This is a genomic window from Ruegeria sp. HKCCA5929, from assembly GCF_013034525.1.
Lineage (GTDB): Bacteria > Pseudomonadota > Alphaproteobacteria > Rhodobacterales > Rhodobacteraceae > Ruegeria.
In genome coordinates this window covers 15,933-32,300 of sequence record NZ_WQGE01000011.1, presented here as the reverse complement: position 1 = coordinate 32,300, position 16,368 = coordinate 15,933, and the positions used below count along the sequence as shown (strand labels likewise).

The window sequence follows — 16,368 nt, the reverse complement described above, 5'->3', positions numbered from 1 at the left end:
GATTGTAGCTGTAAAGATGACCCGCATCTCGCATATCGAACTGGATGACCGAAACCTGCCGCCGCCGACGCCGGAGATCGAGCAGGAGCGCAAGGTTGCCATCTATGATTTGCTGGAAGAGAACAGTTTCTCTCTACCCAAACGCGATGACCGCGTTGTGCCCGATGGGCCCTATCACCTGCAGTTGTCGATCCGCGACAAGCGACTGGTCTTTGACGTTGCAACAGAGGAAGAGCAGAAAGCGGCGGAATTTCATCTGTCGCTCGGCCCCTTTCGGCAAGTGGTCAAAGACTATTTCCAGATCTGCGAAAGCTATTTCGACGCGGTGAAATCGCTGCCCCCCAGCCAGATCGAAACCATCGATATGGCCCGGCGCGGTATCCACAACGAAGGCAGCCGCGTCTTGCAGGAAAGGTTAGAGGGCAAAGCCGACGTAGACACCGACACCGCCCGCCGCCTCTTCACGCTGATTTGCGTGCTGCATTTCGGAGGCTAACGGGTGACGCCTCTGCCGCAGTCGATCCTGTTCTGTTGCGACCACAACTCGGTTCGGTCCCCGATGGCCGAAGGCATCATGAAGAAATTCTACGGCACCGGCACTTATGTGCAGTCTGCCGGAGTTCATAACGATCTTGATATTGACGGCTTCTGTATTTCTGTATGCCATGAAATCGGGGTCGAGTTGTCCCGACACCGCACCCGATCCTTCGACGAAATGGAAGAGTGGGGCGACGACCTCAGTTCGTTCGATCTGATTGTCGCCTTGTCACCTGCCAGTCAGCGCAAAGCGCTGGAACTGACCCGGATTTTTCATCTGGATGTCGATTATTGGCCAATAATGGACCCTACCGGGATGGGTGAGACGCGAGAAACCAAGCTACACCACTACCGACAGACCCGCGATCAGATCATCAAGCATCTGAAAGACCGCTGGGGCGAACCAACGGAGTGACCCATGAACCAGACCGTTCAAACCTATTTCGAGGCATTCAACGCCGGTGATGTCGATGGCATGTTGGCCTGTTTGTCCGACGACGTGGCCCATCACGTGAACGAGGGCCAAATCCGTGTGGGCAAGGAAAAGTTCGCGGCCTTCTGCGCCCATATGAATCGCTGCTACAAAGAGAACCTGACAGATATCGTCGTGTTCGATGCCCAGGGTGGCACCCGCGCTGCGGCCGAGTTCACCGTGAACGGCACCTATCTGGAAACCGACGAGGGCCTGCCCGAAGCGCACGGCCAGACCTATCGCCTGCCTGCCGGATCATTCTTTGATCTGAAAGACGGCAAAATCACCCGCGTCACCACTTTTTATAACCTTGCGGACTGGACCAAACAGGTCTCGAATGGCTGAGGTCAGCGCTGTCTGCCCCCTGACCGGAGCGGCGCTTGAAGCCGCTTTGGACGATGTCGCCGGTCTGCGGATCAAGGTCTTTCACGACTGGCCTTACTTGTATGATGGCGATCTCGATTACGAGCGGAAATACCTTCAGTCCTACCGGGACAGCGATCAGGCCATCGTGGTGGGTGCTTTCGACGGCGACCGCCTGATCGGCGCGTCAACTGGCGCCCCCCTGACGGATCACGCCGAAGATTTCGCCGCAGCGTTTGAAGGCACAGGCCTTGAGTTGGGCGACATCTTCTATTGCGCAGAGTCGGTGCTGTTATCGGAGTATCGTGGGCAAGGTGTCGGCCACAAATTCTTTGACGAACGTGAAGCCCATGCTCGCCGTCTTGGGTTCTCCAAAGCTGCATTCTGCGGAGTGCAACGCCCGGACGACCACCCGATGAGACCTGCACAATACCGCCCGCTCGACACCTTCTGGCGCGCGCGCGGTTACACGCTTATACCCGGCGTCATTGCACAGTTTTCCTGGAAAGACATCGGAGAAGACGGCGAGACGCTCAAACCGCTACAGTTCTGGATCAGGGATCTGTAGACACCATCTACGGTGCGCGCCTGCGGCTTAAGAAACCATATTTCACGGCCCAAGCCCGAAGCGACAGGCGTTTACGCTTGTCTTGTTTCACGGCTTTCTTGGATTGCTGACCGCCTTTACGGTTGAACTCATAGACGTCAATGACACGCTCGGCACATCCGCAGGCTTCGCCCATCCCAACCTTGGCGAAATAGAACTTCTCGAATTCTTCCTGTTTTTGCATCACCAGCCTCCTTCGTACATTCAAGCACGTCAGACCGCAGATGCCAATTCACGTTCCCGTCTGTGCAGAACTTAGAGCAGGTCCTGGGCAGAGCATGCCCGGGCATTTGTTTTCAGTGCCCTAAGATCGGGTCAAACTCACTTTCAGGGTCAAGGACCGGATCCAGAACAAGCACCAACCGCGTCTCGCCCGTGCCTTCAATCGGAGGCGAGCGGTGCAGAAAACCGGGGTCTGGTTGTGCGGGCCAGAGCGTGCCGCGTAACAGAATTGGTGCGCCGGTTGGGGTCGTGAAAACGCGCGATGGGTCTGCGCCACCTGTCGAGACCCCATATTGCGTTCCCGTTCCCTTATAGGTGCAGACGAGGCGCGCGGTCACGGCATCGATGTGGAACCTGCGGCATGCATTGGTCGTTATCACGTCCAACCGCAGCCGCAGCCATTTCGCGTTCATCAGACCGGCAAAGATATCGGACAGAGCTGCAACGTCATCCACCAGCCGGTCGCGCTCTGCACCCGGTGGGGTGCCGCGCGCGTCGCATACCTCAGAAACAGCCTCGCGCACCAACTTGGGGCGTAGGATTACGCGGGTTTTGGGCAGTTGTTCGGGTTCGAGCCCATTTAGCCACGATTGAAAACCCTGCAAAGGTTGTCTATTCCATACGGCCGCTGCGCAGCCGGGCTGATGAATCGCTGAAAGACTGTCCGGCGTGGTGCAAATCTCGATCCCCATAGCCGCGTCTTGGGCGATGTTCTGAACAATGCTCATGCCGCAGCCTCGGCACGGCGCCAGATCGGGAAGGGGTCTGGCAGCTTTGGCAGGTCTTCAAGACGGCTTGCAGCGACAGCGGGCAGCAGTGCTGTATCCAATCGGGCTTTCAGTTTAGGCCAGTCGATACCGCTGCCGATGAATACGATCTCTTGCCGACGATCGCCCCAGGGTTCTTGCCAATGGGCCTGCATGTACGCGCGTGCGCTTTCATGATCAGGGCGGCGGTCTTCGGGCACTGTTGCCCACCAAGTGCCCAGAGGCTGCACGGACGACAACGCGCCTGCCAGTGAAAACTCGGCCACCCAGTCCGGGCGCGTGGCGATCCAGAAATGACCCTTGGCCCGGATCACACCAGGCAGATCTCCGTTCAAGATTTCAAGGATCTTTTCGGGGATGAAGGGCTGCCGCGCCCGGTAGACATAGCTGGTAACGCCATATTCCTCGGTTTCCGGTACGTGATCGGCAAATCCATACAGCTCTTTAGCCCACATCGGGTGCTCATGCGCCTTTTCGAAGTCGAACAGCCCGGTATCCAGAATTTCGTCTGCTGCAACATCTGAGTGGTTGGTTTCAATAATCTTAGCATCCGCGTTCAAACTGCGGATGATCTTGCGCGCAGCATCCACGCGGTCCGGCTCGGCGTCGGCAACCTTGTTCAAAATGACCACATCGGCAAATTCGATCTGATCGGTCAGCAAATGTACCAACGTGCGTTCATCTTCTTCGCCCATGGTCTCGCCCCGGTCACGCAGGAAATCATGGCTTGAGAAGTCATTGAGCAGATTGACCGCGTCTACAACCGTCACCATCGTGTCCAGGCGTGAAACATCCGACAGGCTTTCGCCAAGCTCATCGCGGAAATCGAAAGTTGCCGCTACGGGCAGAGGCTCGGAGATACCGGTGGATTCGATCAACAGGTAATCAAACCGCCCTTCTGCTGCCAGTCTCCGCACCTCGTCCAGCAAGTCGTCCCGAAGCGTGCAGCAGATGCAGCCGTTCGACATTTCGACCAACGTCTCGTCTGTGCGGGAAAGCTCGGTATCGGCGCGTATAAGATCGGCGTCGATATTCACTTCGGACATGTCGTTGACAATCACGGCCACCCGTCGGCCATCGCGATTGTTCAGTACGCGGTTCAAGAGGGTTGTTTTGCCCGCGCCCAGAAAGCCGGACAGAACAGTGACCGGAAGTCGGGTTTCAGTCATGGGGTGCGCTCCTGTGTTTTAAGCCCGATTCGGGATGCAGGCGGGTGTTTGCCTTCGCCCGCTATAAATTGCCGATTATGTAATGTTATTACATTATTAATGACAAGCCGGTTTTTGACGGGTTATCGTTTGATTGCTGAACCAGCGTCTCGCAAAACCTCCACAGCGCTTAGGTGCGGGCCAGAAGGACGGTGCGGAAACAAATGCCCTGTACATGCCGCGCCGTCCTCTTCTAGTGTCGCGGCAACTGAGTCTTAGTAGATGCCAAATCATGAAAATCGCCACTGCCGCTTACGACCTCAGCTGGCTCGACAGTTGGGCACAGTATGAAGACAAATTGGACCGCTGGGTCGCCGAAGCCGCAGGGCAGGGGGCCGAACTTCTGGTTTTCCCTGAATACGGAGCCATGGAGCTTTCGACCCTCGATGGGGTCGAGGTGGCAGGCGATCTGGAACGCTCGATCCATTCAGTGTCTGACCGAATGGGGGATGTGCAAACCCTGCACAGCCGCCTTGCGAAGACATACAACACATACATTCTGGGCGCTTCCGCCCCGGTTATGGATGGCCACGGTCGTCCAGTGAACCGCGCCGCGTTCTATGCGCCGGACGGCGCTTGCGAACATCAGGACAAGCAGATCATGACCCGGTTCGAGCGTGAAGATTGGGACATTGTCCCCGGTGGTCCGCTGAAGCTGTTCAACACCGCGCTGGGCAAGGTCGGGGTGCTCATCTGCTATGACAGCGAGTTCCCTTTGTTGGGCCGCGCCCTCAGCGAGGCGGATCTGATTCTTGTTCCGTCCTGCACCGAAGCCCTTTCCGGTTATTGGCGTGTCCGCATCGGAGCGATGTCAAGAGCATTGGAAAATCAATGTGTTACAGTGATGGCTTCGCTGGTCGGAAATAACGAATGGTCCGAGGCCGTGGACAAAAACACTGGTACGGGTGGCATATTCGGCCCGCCGGACAAGGGCTTTCCAGCCACAGGAGTGTTGGCCGAAGGCGTACTGAACCAACCCGGCTGGACCTATGCCGAGGTCGATTTGGAAGCAATTGCACATGTCCGTGCGGACGGCCATGTGCTGAACCGCACTCATTGGCAGGAACAAGCCCCCCGAGTCGAATCGGTCACAATATCCAGCCTTTAGGTGATTCCGCCCTTGAAATAAGGGCGAAATAGGCTCATTTAAGCGCACATCCCCGCAGATTCTGCGGGTGCAACGTAATGATGGAGACAACATGGCCAAGGAAGATACGCTCGAATTTCCCGGTGTCGTGAAGGAACTCCTGCCTAATGCGACGTTTCGGGTCGAGCTGGAAAACGGCCATGAGATCATCGCACATACGGCAGGCAAGATGCGCAAGAACCGCATCCGTGTTCTGGCCGGCGACAAAGTCCAGGTCGAAATGACCCCGTACGATCTGACCAAAGGTCGGATCAACTACCGCTTCAAGTAACGCCTGCCGCAATGGCGTTTATTTTAGGATCGGGCAGCCCGAGACGGCTGGACCTGCTGGCCCAGCTTGGTGTGCAGCCCGATGCCATCCGCCCCCCTAACATCGACGAAACACCGCTGAAAGGCGAGCTTCCGGTTCCCTATTGCAGCCGTATCACACGCGAAAAAGTGCAGTCGGTACAAGCGGATAGAGATGACATCACGTTGTGCGCAGACACCACCGTCGCTTTGGGGCGTCGCATTCTGGGTAAACCCGAAGATGCAGGCCAAGCCGCCGAATTTCTGCACGCGTTGTCCGGTCGCCGTCACCGGGTCATAACCTCGGTCGCGATACGGCGTGGGGAGCGAATATTGCAGCGTGACGTCGTCTCGCAGGTGAAGGTCAAGCGCCTGTCGGATGTCGAAATCAACGCATATCTGGCGACAGGGGACTGGCAGGGCAAAGCGGGTGCCTATGCCATTCAAGGCCCCGCAGGCGCGTTCATTCCCTGGATTTCGGGCTCGTTCACCGGCATTGTCGGTCTGCCCCTGTCCGAAACCGCCGCTCTGCTGCAGGGTATCGGCTATCCATTATATCGCGAGGCATCATGAAGGGCCGCACTATCGTTCTGGACCATATCGAGGACCGCGAAGCCGCGGCCCTTATGGTTGACGGCAAGCTTGATGACTTCCTGATTGCAGCGGACGCGCCTACGCCCGGTACGATCTATCGCGCCCGTGCCGACCGCCCGGTCAAAGGGCAGGGGGGCATGTTTCTGACAACCCCGGATGGGCCTGCCTTCTTGCGACAAGTCAAAGGGTTGGCCCCCGGCACCATGCTTCTGGTGCAGGTGAGTGGTTATGCCGAACCAGGCAAAGCCATTCCGGTGAGCAACCGGATCCTGTTTAAAAGCCGCTATGCCATTGTCACGCCCGAAGCGCCGGGCCTGAACATTTCGCGCAGCATCAGAGATGAAGAAGTCCGTGACCAGTTGCTGGAAATTGCACACGAACAGATGGGTGACAGCCGTTATGGCCTGATCCTTCGCTCCTGCTGCGTGGGTGCGGATGCGAATGACATTGCCGAAGACATCTTGGCCATGTTGGCGCAAGCGGATCAGGTGATGAATGACGATGGCACCGAACCAGAGATTCTGAGTGAAGGCGACAGCCCTCACATACTGGCCTGGCGGGACTGGACAGACCCGGCCGAGGTTGTCACGCGGGCCGGAGGCTTCGAAACTCATGGTGTGCTGGATGCGTTGGATGTTGCGCATGGTGTTTCCGAACCTTTGCCGGGTGGCGGATATCTTTATATCGAACCTACGCGCGCATTGGTTGCAGTGGATGTGAATACCGGCGCGGACACATCCTTGGCGGCTGGTACCAAAGCCAACTTTGCCTGTGCCAAGCTGTTACCCCGCGCCCTGCGCGTGCGTGGATTGGCAGGGCAGATCACCCTGGATTTGGCACCGATGCCCAAAAAGGACCGGCGTGGTTTCGAATCCGCTCTGCGCGCTGCTTTCAAGTCGGATCCGGACGAGACGATTCTGGCAGGCTGGACCCCGCTGGGACATTTCGAACTGCAACGCAAACGCAGCCGTTTGCCGCTGGCGGAGATCCTGAAATGAGCTGCCCGATCTGCGGAGAAGACACGGTGCAGAAGTTCCGCCCGTTCTGCTCAAAACGCTGCGCAGACATTGATTTGGCCAAGTGGCTGAACGGTTCTTACGCAGTCCCTTCGCAGCGCGAAGACGACCTTGAAGCAGACGCTGAAGCCCAAGACCTTATGCCGAAACGACCGCACTGAAAAAATGTAAAAAAGCCTCTGGACACTGCCGGTGGCAAGTCATAGAACGCCTCCACCCAACGACGAATGTTGTTCCCGTGCCCGGGTAGCTCAGGGGTAGAGCAGTGGATTGAAAATCCTCGTGTCGGTGGTTCGATTCCGCCCCCGGGCACCATTTTGCAATCAGCTATGCAAAACTTGTCGGCAGGTGCTTTTCCGCAGACTGAGCAGTCTCATGACGTTCCGACAATCAACTGCACGCCGACGCTAACTGGTATCACCTGCGTTTTTCAGAAAACTGGCCAGTCGTGTGTTGTGCTGTTTGACGGCGACGGCGGCGGCTTTGGAAAAGTCTGACCAAGGCCAGTTCTGGGGGTCAATGGATTTGGACAGTTGTGAAAACAGCGGATTGTCTGCGTCGTCCGTCGTCTCGGCGATTTGGACCGAAATGTGATAATCCGAGGTGTCGTCACCCTCGTTATACATACGCAGCGAGGCAAGGTTGGCGTCGTCGTCGATCAACACAATCGCGCCTCCGATGAGCGGTTTGACCTCAGGGCTGTCCACGACCCATCCACCGCTGTTGTAGGCGGCGAAACTTGGGGCAAAGAAATGCTCCAACGGCATGATTGCTTCAAAAGGCTTGTGAGTGTGCCCAAAAACAAGTGCTACATTTGACGGAACTGTCTCGCCAAATTCCGATCTGATTTGCTCTTGAACCGGAACCTGCATGAACCGCTTGACGCCTGCGCCATCGTCGCTGAGCAACGTGTCGGTCTGCCCGCGTTCGAAATAGTCAGTGACCAACGCGCCAACCATTTCGCCGACGCTTTTGGCAAGTGTTTTCCCGGTCGCTCCGCCCTTTTTCAGAACCAGATTTCGGGCCGCACTGCCCAGCAGTGATCCAATCGCCTTTGGGCTGTTTTCAGTGTTGTAAACGTTTTCCTCATCGACACCGATGTGGCCGGAACGGCCAAGAACGGACCAGACAAAGTCAATCCAGGCAAAGTTCTGAGCTTCCCAGGCTTCCATTGTCTCAGGCGGTGTTGTTTTCGGGTAGAGGAGGTCCGCAAACTCGCTGACCATCAGATATGCCTCTTCGATAAAGTGCCCGTGGCTGACCACAATAAGCTTGTCGCCGGATGTGATGGCGTAATTGGGATAAACGGTTTTGATCTTGACGTCTGCAAGCCAGGGAAGACTGTGTGCGATTGCATTGACAAAATAGCTGGGAACACCGTCGGGTTCGCGCATCGGAGTGATGTGCGGTGGGCGGGGCAGGGGGGTGCTCCAATCGGCTGAGCTCAGACAATCCGCATATTGTCGCTCTCGGCAGGTTTCCCAAAGATGATGGTCATGATTGCCGGGGATGAACACAATCTCGGAATCGAAAAGCCGGGCGGCGGGATCATCCGGCATGGTCAACTCAAGAAAGTGGCGAAAGGCCATCGCAGCCACGTTTTCCATACTGAAGGCCAGATCGAGAATATCCCCGTTCAAAATGAGTGTCGGCAGGCGATCACCTGAATTGTCGTTGATGAGGTGCCTCAGGCAATTCGCCAAGTGGATCAGAACATCGCTGGGGTGCATCGGATCAACACTGCCGTCCGTCGCGTTCAGGCGCGTCAAAATGCTGTTATCCGCCCCAAAATGCATATCTGAAAGACAGACATATCTGATGTCGCCCATAATCCACCCAAAACATGTTTAAACTACGATTTATTACGTCGCATCGATGTTTTGACACGAGGTCTGACTATTCCGTTGACTTATCACAAAACTTGACCTCGCGACACCTTTGCGTGTTTGTTTGAACAATAGCTGGATTTTGACCAGAATGTTTTTTCATTTTTGCGCGCAGGTGACTTTATGGCGAAGACCTCCGCTGGCACTCAAAACGACTCTGGGCTTAGCGGTGAGCGTCGGCGGCTTGTTCTTGCGTTTGTCGATGTTGTGGGCTCAACCGAGTTAAGCACCAGGATGGATTCCGAAGATTTCGCTGACTTGATGCTGGCGTTTCAAAAGTTCGGAAGCCGGACATTCGAGAAATTTGGTGGAAAAATTGCCCATTATCTGGGCGATGGTCTTCTTGTCTATTTTGGATATCCACAGGCGCAGGAAAACGATGCCGAACGGGCCGTGCGCGCGGCTTTTGAGATGCTGCAAGGATTGGGTCAAGTTGGACAGCCCCGGCTTAAATCGCCACTACAAGCGCGCGTGGGTATCCACGCCGGGCCAGTGATCGTGGGGCAAAGCAGCGATGGTTTGGGCGATATCCTATTGGGCGAAACGGTGAATGTTGCTGCCCGCATCCAATCAGCCGCATCGCCCGGAACGATCTTTACAAGCGAATCTGCACTGCATCTTCTGAAAGGAAAATTCGCGTCCCGACCGCAACCCCCGGCCCGGTTAAAGGGGCTTGTGAATGAAGTTGTTCTTCATCAATTGCGCCAATCCACGCCAGCGAAGCGATCAGTGGCGCGGCCCCTCAGCACGCTGGTGGGACGAGAGGAAGAGCTATCCGCGCTAACCTCAGAATTCGAGGCTGTGCTTAGCGGCAGGCGGTCCAGTGTAAGCCTTGTGGCTGACCCCGGCGTGGGCAAGAGCACGTTGATCGACAGGTTTCAGGCTGGTCTGTCCGAAACGCCGCATACCTGGCTAGAGGCGAGATGTGATGTTTTGCAAACCGGCGCGGCTTTGCATCCGTTCATCGAGTTGGGGTTGAAAAGCCTTGGAATAGCCGACCCACAGAATACCGAAGACGCTGCGTTTCGGTTGAACGAGGGGTTGGCAGCTTGGGATGAAAGGCCGGAAAATGCGTTTCCCGTCATCGCCAATTTTTTGGGACTCCGGGTGCCAGAGTTATCGGTTTTGGCCAGTGAAAGCCCTGAAAGCCTGCGCAAACTGACGCTGGAAACATTGGTTCTCTGGATCGAATTTCTGTCCAATCAACGCCCTGTTGTTTTGGTATGCGAGGATCTGCATTGGAGCGATGCAACAACGATCGACTTGCTAAATCTGATGTTGCAGAGGGAAACGCCGGCAAAGCTGTTGTGCCTTGTCACGTCGCGGAACGCCAAACACGGTATCGACAAAAAGTTGATTGGTCGTGTGATTGAGCTGTCGACACTTGCAAATTCAGAGGCGCACCAGCTTATTCGCGCGATTGACACCGCGCAGCGTCTGAACACCGAAGACGTTCAGCAATTGATTGAGCGGGCGCAGGGTGTGCCGCTGTTTTTGGAAGAACTGACGCGGCAAGCGCTGCGTGACGAGGTCGGGCACCAATCTCTCATTCCTACGTCGCTCGACGGCCTTGTCATGCAACAGCTTGATCGCTTGCCCAAGAGCGCCAAAGGCACTGCTCAGGTCGCTGCGGTTTTGGGGCAGGCTTTTGATCAGACGCTGCTTGCGGCGGTGTCTGAACTTGATGCGGAAGGTTTGGATGCATCAATTGATGTTTTGCTGGATGCTGATCTGATCCGGCGTCATGCGGGTCAACCGGGCAGCTATTTCTTCCGCCATGCTCTGACACGCGACGGGGCTTATGGCACGTTGTTGCGGCAAAGACGCAAAACCCTTCACGCTGCGACGGCGGATCAGTTGATGACGCAATTCAGCGGACAGGGTGACATGAACCCGTCTGTCGTCGCCTATCACCTTCTGGCGTCCGAACAATTCACGCCAGCCGCTGAATGGTTCAAAAAAGCAGGGCGGAGTGCTGCAAAGCAGGCTGCGGTAGAGGATGCCGCGACACTGTACAGACGTGCGCTTGAAGCGTTGGAGGGTGCTTCGGAAACGCCCGAACGCCACAATTCAGAACTGTCGTTGCAGATACTGTTGGGCAACGCATTGATGGGTGTGCGCGGATTTGGATCTGATGAAATTGTACCGGTTTGGGAACGCGCCCTGAGCATTGCGGAAACGCTGAAGGATTACGATGAACGGTCATCGGCGCTCAATGGTCTGGCCGCATATTGGATTGGCAAAGGCGATTGCGCAAAGGCCTGCGACTTTGCACTTCAGATATTGTCGTGGTCAGAACCTGCCAACCATCGCATTGGTATGCTTCGGGCGCATTCATCGCTTGCGAATGCAAGGTTTCAAATTGGCGATGTGCAAGATGCGCTAGATCATGCCGAAACAGCGGTTTCACTGTATCAGCCTGATGACTTTGCAAACGTAACTTATGGCGTCGGAACCGATCAGGGCGTTGTGGCCTATGGGGCTGCAGCGGCGTCGCATTGGTGGTTAGGGGACGCGCAAACCGGACTGAGACGGGCCCGCCAGGGTGTCGCTCTTGCCGAGGGGCTTGAATCCGCCCTGAGCCTTGCTGCAGCTCGGTCTTATCTGGCACTTATTCACCACTACCGCGGGGATGAAGAACTCGCATACGAGGTTGCTGACGAAACAGTGATGTTTTGCGCCAACCTTGGGATACCGTTTTGGCAAGGGTTGTGCCTACTGCTGCGCGCGGGTCAAAAAGTCGATCAGCCTGCAAAACGTCTGCAAGACATAGAAGCGGGGCTTGGTATTCTATCCGGCAGCGGCAGCCAATCTGCTGTGGGCTTGGGTTTTTCCATTATGGCCAGCGCGCAGGCAGATCAAGGCAACCCCGAGATCGCGTTGGGCGTGTTGCAAACGGGCAGCCAGATGTCGGCGATGTTGGGTCAGCATTTCTGGGACGCTGAACTAAAACGATTGTTGGGAGTGGTTCAGGCAACAATGGGCGACCGCACAGCGGCGGTTGAAAGCGTGTCCGAAGCCGTGGACTTGGCACGCGGTAACCACGCCCGCTCGTTGGAATTGCGCGCGTTGTTGACATTGGACGATGTGCTTGGGTCCGAGGATCGGACCACCCGAAATCAGTTGGCGATTGTCCTAAAAGCACTTGAGCCTGGGACTGACACTGTGGATGCGCAAAAGGCATCCCGTGTCCTCGCTTCTGTGAATTCCTGAAGTCAATTTGTGGAGCTTTTTCAAATGTCAGAACAGATCGTGTATTGCTCGGGGCCGATGTTCAGCGTCGGGGATCTTTGGGAGCAGCAGAACATTGCCGCCGTGCTAGAGGCCGGGGGGTTCACAACCTATTTGCCGCAGCGTGACGGGCTTGAAGTGGGCAAGTTAATGGCGCTGCTTCTTGATCCCCAGATTTCTTCGCAGGAAGGGCAAATTGCGCTCTCGATCGTGCGCAAAGTCACTTATTCGCTGGATATTTATCAGTTAATCGGTCGGTGCACATGTCTGGTCTTCAACATGGATGGGCGTGTGCCTGACGGTGGCAGTCTTGTTGAATCTTCCATTGCCTATGCGGCTGGAAAACCAATCGTAATTTACAAAACCACACCGATCACAATGCTGGCCGGGACCGACAACCCCATGATCGAGGGGCTGTCTACCAGTTGGACCTATGTCCATGACACAGTCGACATCGTTCCGGCCCTGCAGGCCCGTATCGCGGCGCAATCCGATGCGGACTATGTGTATACCCCGCCACCGGTCGTTGGCCTTGTACTTGAGGTTGGTTCAAGCGTCGCAGACAAGAACTCGAAACTTCGGCAAATCCTTGCGGCGATTGCCGCTGCTCCAACCGGGCCGGATGCGTTGAAAGAAGCCAAAGCACTTTTGGAATGGGCCAAGACGGACAAGGCTTTTCAAGCGGCTTTCGGGTCCGGTCAAACAAGTTTTCTGGGCGCTGACGGACAGCACAAACTTGTCAACCTCTAGCCAGCGATATCTCTGGGCTATTGGCCCCGTTTGAGATCGGGCGTCAGGTTAAGTGACCAGCGCCCTTTGATCATCCATACCCATTGAAACCAGCAGTGGTTCTTCGCGCTGCCTGTTCTGGAAAGATGCCTTAGCGCTCAGCCCGTCCCAGTTGCTGAGGATCAGGGATTGTGCCACGGCACCGCCCAGCGTGGTGCCCGGACCAGTGACAATAAACAGGTCAGGCGCGAACTCACGTGCGGCCTGCGCTATTGCGTGGGTGAAGTTGTAGGTCTCCGTGATCTGATGACCCAGCGTATACTCCCACAAAGCGTTTGTGTCGCAAGCCCCAGGCCACCAAATCTGGCCTCGACCGTCGATCATTGGCAGACTGGGCTGTTGGAAAAGGTCTGCGCCCAACTGCGCGCGACCCTGTGCGGCCACGGGGGCTTGAAGGTGTGAATGAAAGCCCGCGTGATTGGCAAGGCGCAGGGGGAAGCGGTCCTGTACCACGGGTACGGCTTTTTCGAACGCGGCCAGCCCGGCCTCATCCCCGGCCAGCACAAGCATTCCACCCAGGTCAATTGACAGAGTCAGCGTCGCGCCCGTTCCGTTGATTTGATCGACCAGAGCCAAAAGCTTGGCCTTGCGGGCTGGATCCGGGTGCCAATCCGCGTTCAGGAATGGATAAACCAGTTGCCCGCCGATCATGTTGTCCTGCATCAGCGTGCCCATGGTGTTGACGACCTCGAACCCACCTTCGGCGCTCAGCGCACCCGCGCAGGCCAGGGCCGAATACCAACCCATCGAGTTTCCTGTCACCGCCACCACGTCGATCTTTTCAGGGTTGATGGTGCGGAAATCGCCCAGTGTAGCGGCATAGATCAAGGCTGATGCATTGTCGCCGCGTGTGTGTTTAGCAACCAAATACCGTTCCGCACCGTCCAACGCAGTAAGAGATTCCTGTCCCTGCGCGCTACGCATCTGGTCGAACCGCGCCAACAGTGCCTTGTCCGAAAATTGCCGCCCCAGCACACCCAGTTCGGGTTTGTTATACGTACCCCGACCGGGGCAGACGACAACGGCGGTCTGTTTCCCTTTGCTCATACCTCAGTCTCCATCAGGCGCCGCGCCGCGGCCTCGATGCTGTCTTTGGACGGCATTGTGGCGGCATAGGCCGGGCCAGTTGCGATGAAGCTGTCTTCGGCCGTGATGCGGGCCAGTGGTACATTTGCGGTTTCATGAAAGTGCGCCATCAGGGCCTCGGCCACACCGCCATGATGGCGGGTTTCGTCAACGATCAAGATACGTTTGGCTCCGGCAACTGCTTGGGTTAGCGCATCCTTTGGCAAGGGTGACAGCCAACGCAAGTCAACGATCCGGGTTTTGATGCCATCCGCCTGCAACGCCTTTTGCGCTTGGTGGCTGAGATAGACGCCATTGCCAAAAGTCACTATGGCAAGATCGTCTCCGCCACCTTCTACGCCGACCTCCCCTAACTCGATGCTTTCGGACGGGTCGGGATAGGTTTGCATCCACCCACCATCGCCCGCTTCATGCAGATCGCGCATCGGATAGAGCGCGATGGGCTCCAGGAACACGACAAGCCGCTGTTCTTCACGGGCGAGCCGGACACATTCGCGCAGCATCCGCGCGGCATCCGCGCCGTTCGATGGGCAGGCCAGAATCAGGCCCGGAATGTCGCGCAGTACTGCGACCGAGTTATCGTTATGGAAATGCCCGCCAAAGCCTTTCTGGTATCCCAGCCCGGCAATACGCACGACCATCGGGTTGGTGTATTGCCCGTTCGAGAAGAAGGGCAGGGTGGCCGCCTCGCCACGCAGCTGGTCTTCGGCATTGTGCAGATAGGCCAGGAACTGGATTTCCGGCATCGGAACAAATCCGTTTTGCGCCATACCGATGGCAAGACCTAGGATCGATTGTTCGTCCAGCAAAGTGTCGATCATCCGGTCGGGGCCGAAGCGGGCCTGCAATTTTTGCGTCACACCATATACGCCGCCCTTGCGTCCGACATCTTCGCCCATCATCACGATCTCGCCGTACTCCAGCATCAGATCGGTCAGTGTCCAATTGATCAGGCGTGACATGATCTGAGGCTCGGATTGCGCCTTTAGATCGCTGCCGAAAACTTCGGCTCTTTGCTCTGGGCTTGGGCCATTGGTCTGCGCGCAGGGACGCGTGGGCGGGATCAAACTGGCCATCACGTCACTTGCTGTTTTCAGTCGCGGGCGAGTGACGGCTTTGTCTGCGACACGAGCGACTCGTGCGCAGGTGTCGATATAGACGCCCAAGGCGTCCTCGGGCTGCATCGCCCCGGATTGTTCCAGCAGGCGGGCAGAATGCAGCAGGGGATCGTTGGCCTCCTCTGCCTCAACTTCCGACTTCAGCAGATAGGTGGTCGGCATATCTGCCCCGGCATGACCGTAAAGACGGACAGTGCGCACATGAAGGAAGGCGGGTTTGCGACGGCGGCGCACGTAGTCGGCCGCCTCTTGCGCGACGCGGAATGTGTCGAACAGATCAAGCCCGTTGCAACTGAAGTATTTCAGGCCCGGCCGGTTCCGGAAGGTGGCTGCGATCCAGCCCTGAGGTGTCTTGGTCGAAATGCCAATGCCGTTGTCTTCACAGCAAAACAGCAATGGCAGCGGCACCGACTGGAACGACGTCCATTGTGAAGTGTTGAACGCCCCTTGCGCGGTTGAATGGTTGGCCGAAGCATCGCCAAAGGAACAATAGACAATCGCATCATCCGGCATGTCAGCATGTTCGGGGCGATGGCGGCGGGCCGCGCCAATGGCATAAGCCGCGCCAACGGCCTTGGGTAAATGGCTGGCAATGGTTGAGGTCTGCGGAGGGATACTCAGCGCTTTGGACCCCAATACCTTGTGCCGCCCGCCGCTGATCGGATCTTCAGAGGATGAGGCGAAGGACAGCAGAATATCCCAGGTTGGGCTTTGCCCTGGAATCTGATCAGAGCGGGCGATTTGAAAGGCAGCATCGCGATAATGCAGAAAGGCTGGATCGGTCGGGCGCAGCGCAGCAGCAACAGCTGCCATGCCTTCGTGCCCGGAAGAGCCGATCGTGTAAAACCCCTGACCGGCTTTCTGCATCGCGCGGCTTTGCCGATCCAGCGCTCGGCTGAGGCATTGTGCGCGATACAGCCCAACGGCCTCGGTCTGGGTCAAAGGGCCAGCAGGGGCGTCACCTGTGGGGAAATCCCGCGCCGCCACGCGACGCAGGAAGTTTTCGTGCACAATGGCTGCGCGATCCATGTTGACTG

17 protein-coding genes and 1 tRNA gene are annotated in these 16,368 nt (G+C 56.8%); 12 read left to right on the top strand and 6 right to left on the bottom strand.

Going from position 1 to position 16,368, the window contains the following annotated elements:
• Positions 1–16 precede the first annotated feature (16 nt).
• From GOV90_RS19735 to GOV90_RS19720, 4 genes are read left to right on the top strand one after another with little or no spacing between them, the layout of a single operon-like run.
• Positions 17–496 carry a UPF0262 family protein gene (locus tag GOV90_RS19735; protein ID WP_171091315.1) on the top strand — a complete coding sequence of 160 codons (480 nt, stop codon included), beginning with the start codon at positions 17–19 and terminating at the stop codon, positions 494–496.
• 3 nt (positions 497–499) lie between these two features.
• Positions 500–952, top strand: coding sequence for a low molecular weight phosphatase family protein (locus GOV90_RS19730; protein ID WP_171091313.1), 453 nt, complete (start codon positions 500–502; stop codon positions 950–952).
• A gap of 3 nt (positions 953–955) precedes the next feature.
• Positions 956–1,354 carry a ketosteroid isomerase-related protein gene (locus tag GOV90_RS19725; protein ID WP_171091311.1) on the top strand — a complete coding sequence of 133 codons (399 nt, stop codon included), beginning with the start codon at positions 956–958 and terminating at the stop codon, positions 1,352–1,354.
• Positions 1,347–1,940 carry a GNAT family N-acetyltransferase gene (locus tag GOV90_RS19720; protein ID WP_171091308.1) on the top strand — a complete coding sequence of 198 codons (594 nt, stop codon included), beginning with the start codon at positions 1,347–1,349 and terminating at the stop codon, positions 1,938–1,940. The genes GOV90_RS19725 and GOV90_RS19720 overlap by 8 nt, the downstream gene beginning before the upstream one ends.
• Before the next feature lie 7 nt (positions 1,941–1,947).
• Here the strand turns inward: GOV90_RS19720 and GOV90_RS19715 are convergent, their stop codons facing one another.
• The 3 genes from GOV90_RS19715 to GOV90_RS19705 all read right to left on the bottom strand — a co-directional run bounded on the left by GOV90_RS19715 (position 1,948) and on the right by GOV90_RS19705 (position 4,137).
• A complete protein-coding gene (locus tag GOV90_RS19715) occupies positions 1,948–2,163 on the bottom strand; it encodes a hypothetical protein (RefSeq protein ID WP_171091306.1) in 216 nt (71 codons plus the stop codon).
• Positions 2,164–2,275: 112 nt separating this feature from the next.
• Entirely contained in the window at positions 2,276–2,929 is a 654-nt protein-coding gene (locus GOV90_RS19710; RefSeq protein ID WP_171091304.1) for a DUF1826 domain-containing protein, read from the bottom strand.
• Positions 2,926–4,137: a GTP-binding protein gene (locus GOV90_RS19705; protein ID WP_171091302.1), complete on the bottom strand. Its 1,212-nt coding sequence runs from the start codon at positions 4,135–4,137 to the stop codon at positions 2,926–2,928. The genes GOV90_RS19710 and GOV90_RS19705 overlap by 4 nt, the downstream gene beginning before the upstream one ends.
• Before the next feature lie 271 nt (positions 4,138–4,408).
• On the opposite strand from GOV90_RS19705, the gene GOV90_RS19700 reads away from it, so the two are divergent.
• From GOV90_RS19700 to GOV90_RS19675, 6 genes are all read left to right on the top strand, one after another.
• Positions 4,409–5,284 carry a carbon-nitrogen hydrolase family protein gene (locus tag GOV90_RS19700; protein ID WP_171091300.1) on the top strand — a complete coding sequence of 292 codons (876 nt, stop codon included), beginning with the start codon at positions 4,409–4,411 and terminating at the stop codon, positions 5,282–5,284.
• A gap of 91 nt (positions 5,285–5,375) precedes the next feature.
• Positions 5,376–5,594 carry a translation initiation factor IF-1 gene (gene infA / locus GOV90_RS19695; protein WP_005978431.1) on the top strand — a complete coding sequence of 73 codons (219 nt, stop codon included), beginning with the start codon at positions 5,376–5,378 and terminating at the stop codon, positions 5,592–5,594.
• Positions 5,595–5,605: 11 nt separating this feature from the next.
• Positions 5,606–6,184 carry a nucleoside triphosphate pyrophosphatase gene (locus tag GOV90_RS19690; protein WP_171091298.1) on the top strand — a complete coding sequence of 193 codons (579 nt, stop codon included), beginning with the start codon at positions 5,606–5,608 and terminating at the stop codon, positions 6,182–6,184.
• Complete coding sequence (locus GOV90_RS19685; protein WP_171091296.1) at positions 6,181–7,203, top strand: ribonuclease E/G; 1,023 nt, start codon at positions 6,181–6,183, stop codon at positions 7,201–7,203. The genes GOV90_RS19690 and GOV90_RS19685 overlap by 4 nt, the downstream gene beginning before the upstream one ends.
• On the top strand, positions 7,200–7,382 hold the full coding sequence (locus GOV90_RS19680) for a DNA gyrase inhibitor YacG (protein ID WP_171091294.1): 183 nt from the start codon (positions 7,200–7,202) through the stop codon (positions 7,380–7,382). Before GOV90_RS19685 ends, GOV90_RS19680 begins: the two co-directional genes overlap by 4 nt.
• 79 nt (positions 7,383–7,461) lie before the next feature.
• Positions 7,462–7,536: transfer RNA gene (locus GOV90_RS19675), tRNA-Phe, on the top strand.
• Positions 7,537–7,628: 92 nt separating this feature from the next.
• On the opposite strand, the gene GOV90_RS19670 is transcribed toward GOV90_RS19675, so the two are convergent.
• The gene (locus tag GOV90_RS19670; RefSeq protein WP_171172884.1) at positions 7,629–9,050 is read right to left on the bottom strand and encodes a metallophosphoesterase; all 1,422 of its coding nucleotides are present in this window, start codon (positions 9,048–9,050) and stop codon (positions 7,629–7,631) included.
• A gap of 180 nt (positions 9,051–9,230) precedes the next feature.
• Here GOV90_RS19670 and GOV90_RS19665 point away from each other — a divergent pair, with 180 nt between their 5' ends.
• Positions 9,231–12,320: an AAA family ATPase gene (locus tag GOV90_RS19665; protein WP_171091276.1), complete on the top strand. Its 3,090-nt coding sequence runs from the start codon at positions 9,231–9,233 to the stop codon at positions 12,318–12,320.
• A 24-nt stretch (positions 12,321–12,344) separates the two neighbouring features.
• A complete protein-coding gene (locus GOV90_RS19660) occupies positions 12,345–13,088 on the top strand; it encodes a nucleoside 2-deoxyribosyltransferase (RefSeq protein WP_171091274.1) in 744 nt (247 codons plus the stop codon).
• Positions 13,089–13,136: 48 nt separating this feature from the next.
• On the opposite strand, the gene GOV90_RS19655 is transcribed toward GOV90_RS19660, so the two are convergent.
• Both GOV90_RS19655 and GOV90_RS19650 read right to left on the bottom strand, forming a co-directional pair.
• Positions 13,137–14,174: an ACP S-malonyltransferase gene (locus GOV90_RS19655; protein ID WP_171091272.1), complete on the bottom strand. Its 1,038-nt coding sequence runs from the start codon at positions 14,172–14,174 to the stop codon at positions 13,137–13,139.
• Positions 14,171–16,360, bottom strand: a complete 2,190-nt coding sequence (locus GOV90_RS19650) for a thiamine pyrophosphate-dependent enzyme (RefSeq protein ID WP_171091270.1) — start codon at positions 16,358–16,360, stop codon at positions 14,171–14,173. Before GOV90_RS19650 ends, GOV90_RS19655 begins: the two co-directional genes overlap by 4 nt.
• Between the last annotated feature and the right edge of the window lie 8 nt (positions 16,361–16,368).

Excerpts from the sequence above, each read along its gene's own strand:
- GOV90_RS19680 (WP_171091294.1), top strand. The coding sequence starts at position 7,200 with ATGAGCTGCCCGATCTGCGGAGAAGACACGGTGCAGAAGTTCCGCCCG.
- GOV90_RS19725 (WP_171091311.1), top strand. The coding sequence starts at position 956 with ATGAACCAGACCGTTCAAACCTATTTCGAGGCATTCAACGCCGGTGAT.
- GOV90_RS19705 (WP_171091302.1), bottom strand. The coding sequence starts at position 4,137 with ATGACTGAAACCCGACTTCCGGTCACTGTTCTGTCCGGCTTTCTGGGC.
- GOV90_RS19715 (WP_171091306.1), bottom strand. The coding sequence starts at position 2,163 with ATGCAAAAACAGGAAGAATTCGAGAAGTTCTATTTCGCCAAGGTTGGG.
- GOV90_RS19710 (WP_171091304.1), bottom strand. The coding sequence starts at position 2,929 with ATGAGCATTGTTCAGAACATCGCCCAAGACGCGGCTATGGGGATCGAG.
- GOV90_RS19720 (WP_171091308.1), top strand. The coding sequence starts at position 1,347 with ATGGCTGAGGTCAGCGCTGTCTGCCCCCTGACCGGAGCGGCGCTTGAA.
- GOV90_RS19685 (WP_171091296.1), top strand. The coding sequence starts at position 6,181 with ATGAAGGGCCGCACTATCGTTCTGGACCATATCGAGGACCGCGAAGCC.
- GOV90_RS19735 (WP_171091315.1), top strand. The coding sequence starts at position 17 with ATGACCCGCATCTCGCATATCGAACTGGATGACCGAAACCTGCCGCCG.
- GOV90_RS19700 (WP_171091300.1), top strand. The coding sequence starts at position 4,409 with ATGAAAATCGCCACTGCCGCTTACGACCTCAGCTGGCTCGACAGTTGG.
- GOV90_RS19665 (WP_171091276.1), top strand. The coding sequence starts at position 9,231 with ATGGCGAAGACCTCCGCTGGCACTCAAAACGACTCTGGGCTTAGCGGT.
- GOV90_RS19690 (WP_171091298.1), top strand. The coding sequence starts at position 5,606 with ATGGCGTTTATTTTAGGATCGGGCAGCCCGAGACGGCTGGACCTGCTG.
- GOV90_RS19655 (WP_171091272.1), bottom strand. The coding sequence starts at position 14,174 with ATGAGCAAAGGGAAACAGACCGCCGTTGTCGTCTGCCCCGGTCGGGGT.
- GOV90_RS19670 (WP_171172884.1), bottom strand. The coding sequence starts at position 9,050 with ATGGGCGACATCAGATATGTCTGTCTTTCAGATATGCATTTTGGGGCG.
- GOV90_RS19650 (WP_171091270.1), bottom strand. The coding sequence starts at position 16,360 with ATGGATCGCGCAGCCATTGTGCACGAAAACTTCCTGCGTCGCGTGGCG.
- infA (WP_005978431.1), top strand. The coding sequence starts at position 5,376 with ATGGCCAAGGAAGATACGCTCGAATTTCCCGGTGTCGTGAAGGAACTC.
- GOV90_RS19660 (WP_171091274.1), top strand. The coding sequence starts at position 12,345 with ATGTCAGAACAGATCGTGTATTGCTCGGGGCCGATGTTCAGCGTCGGG.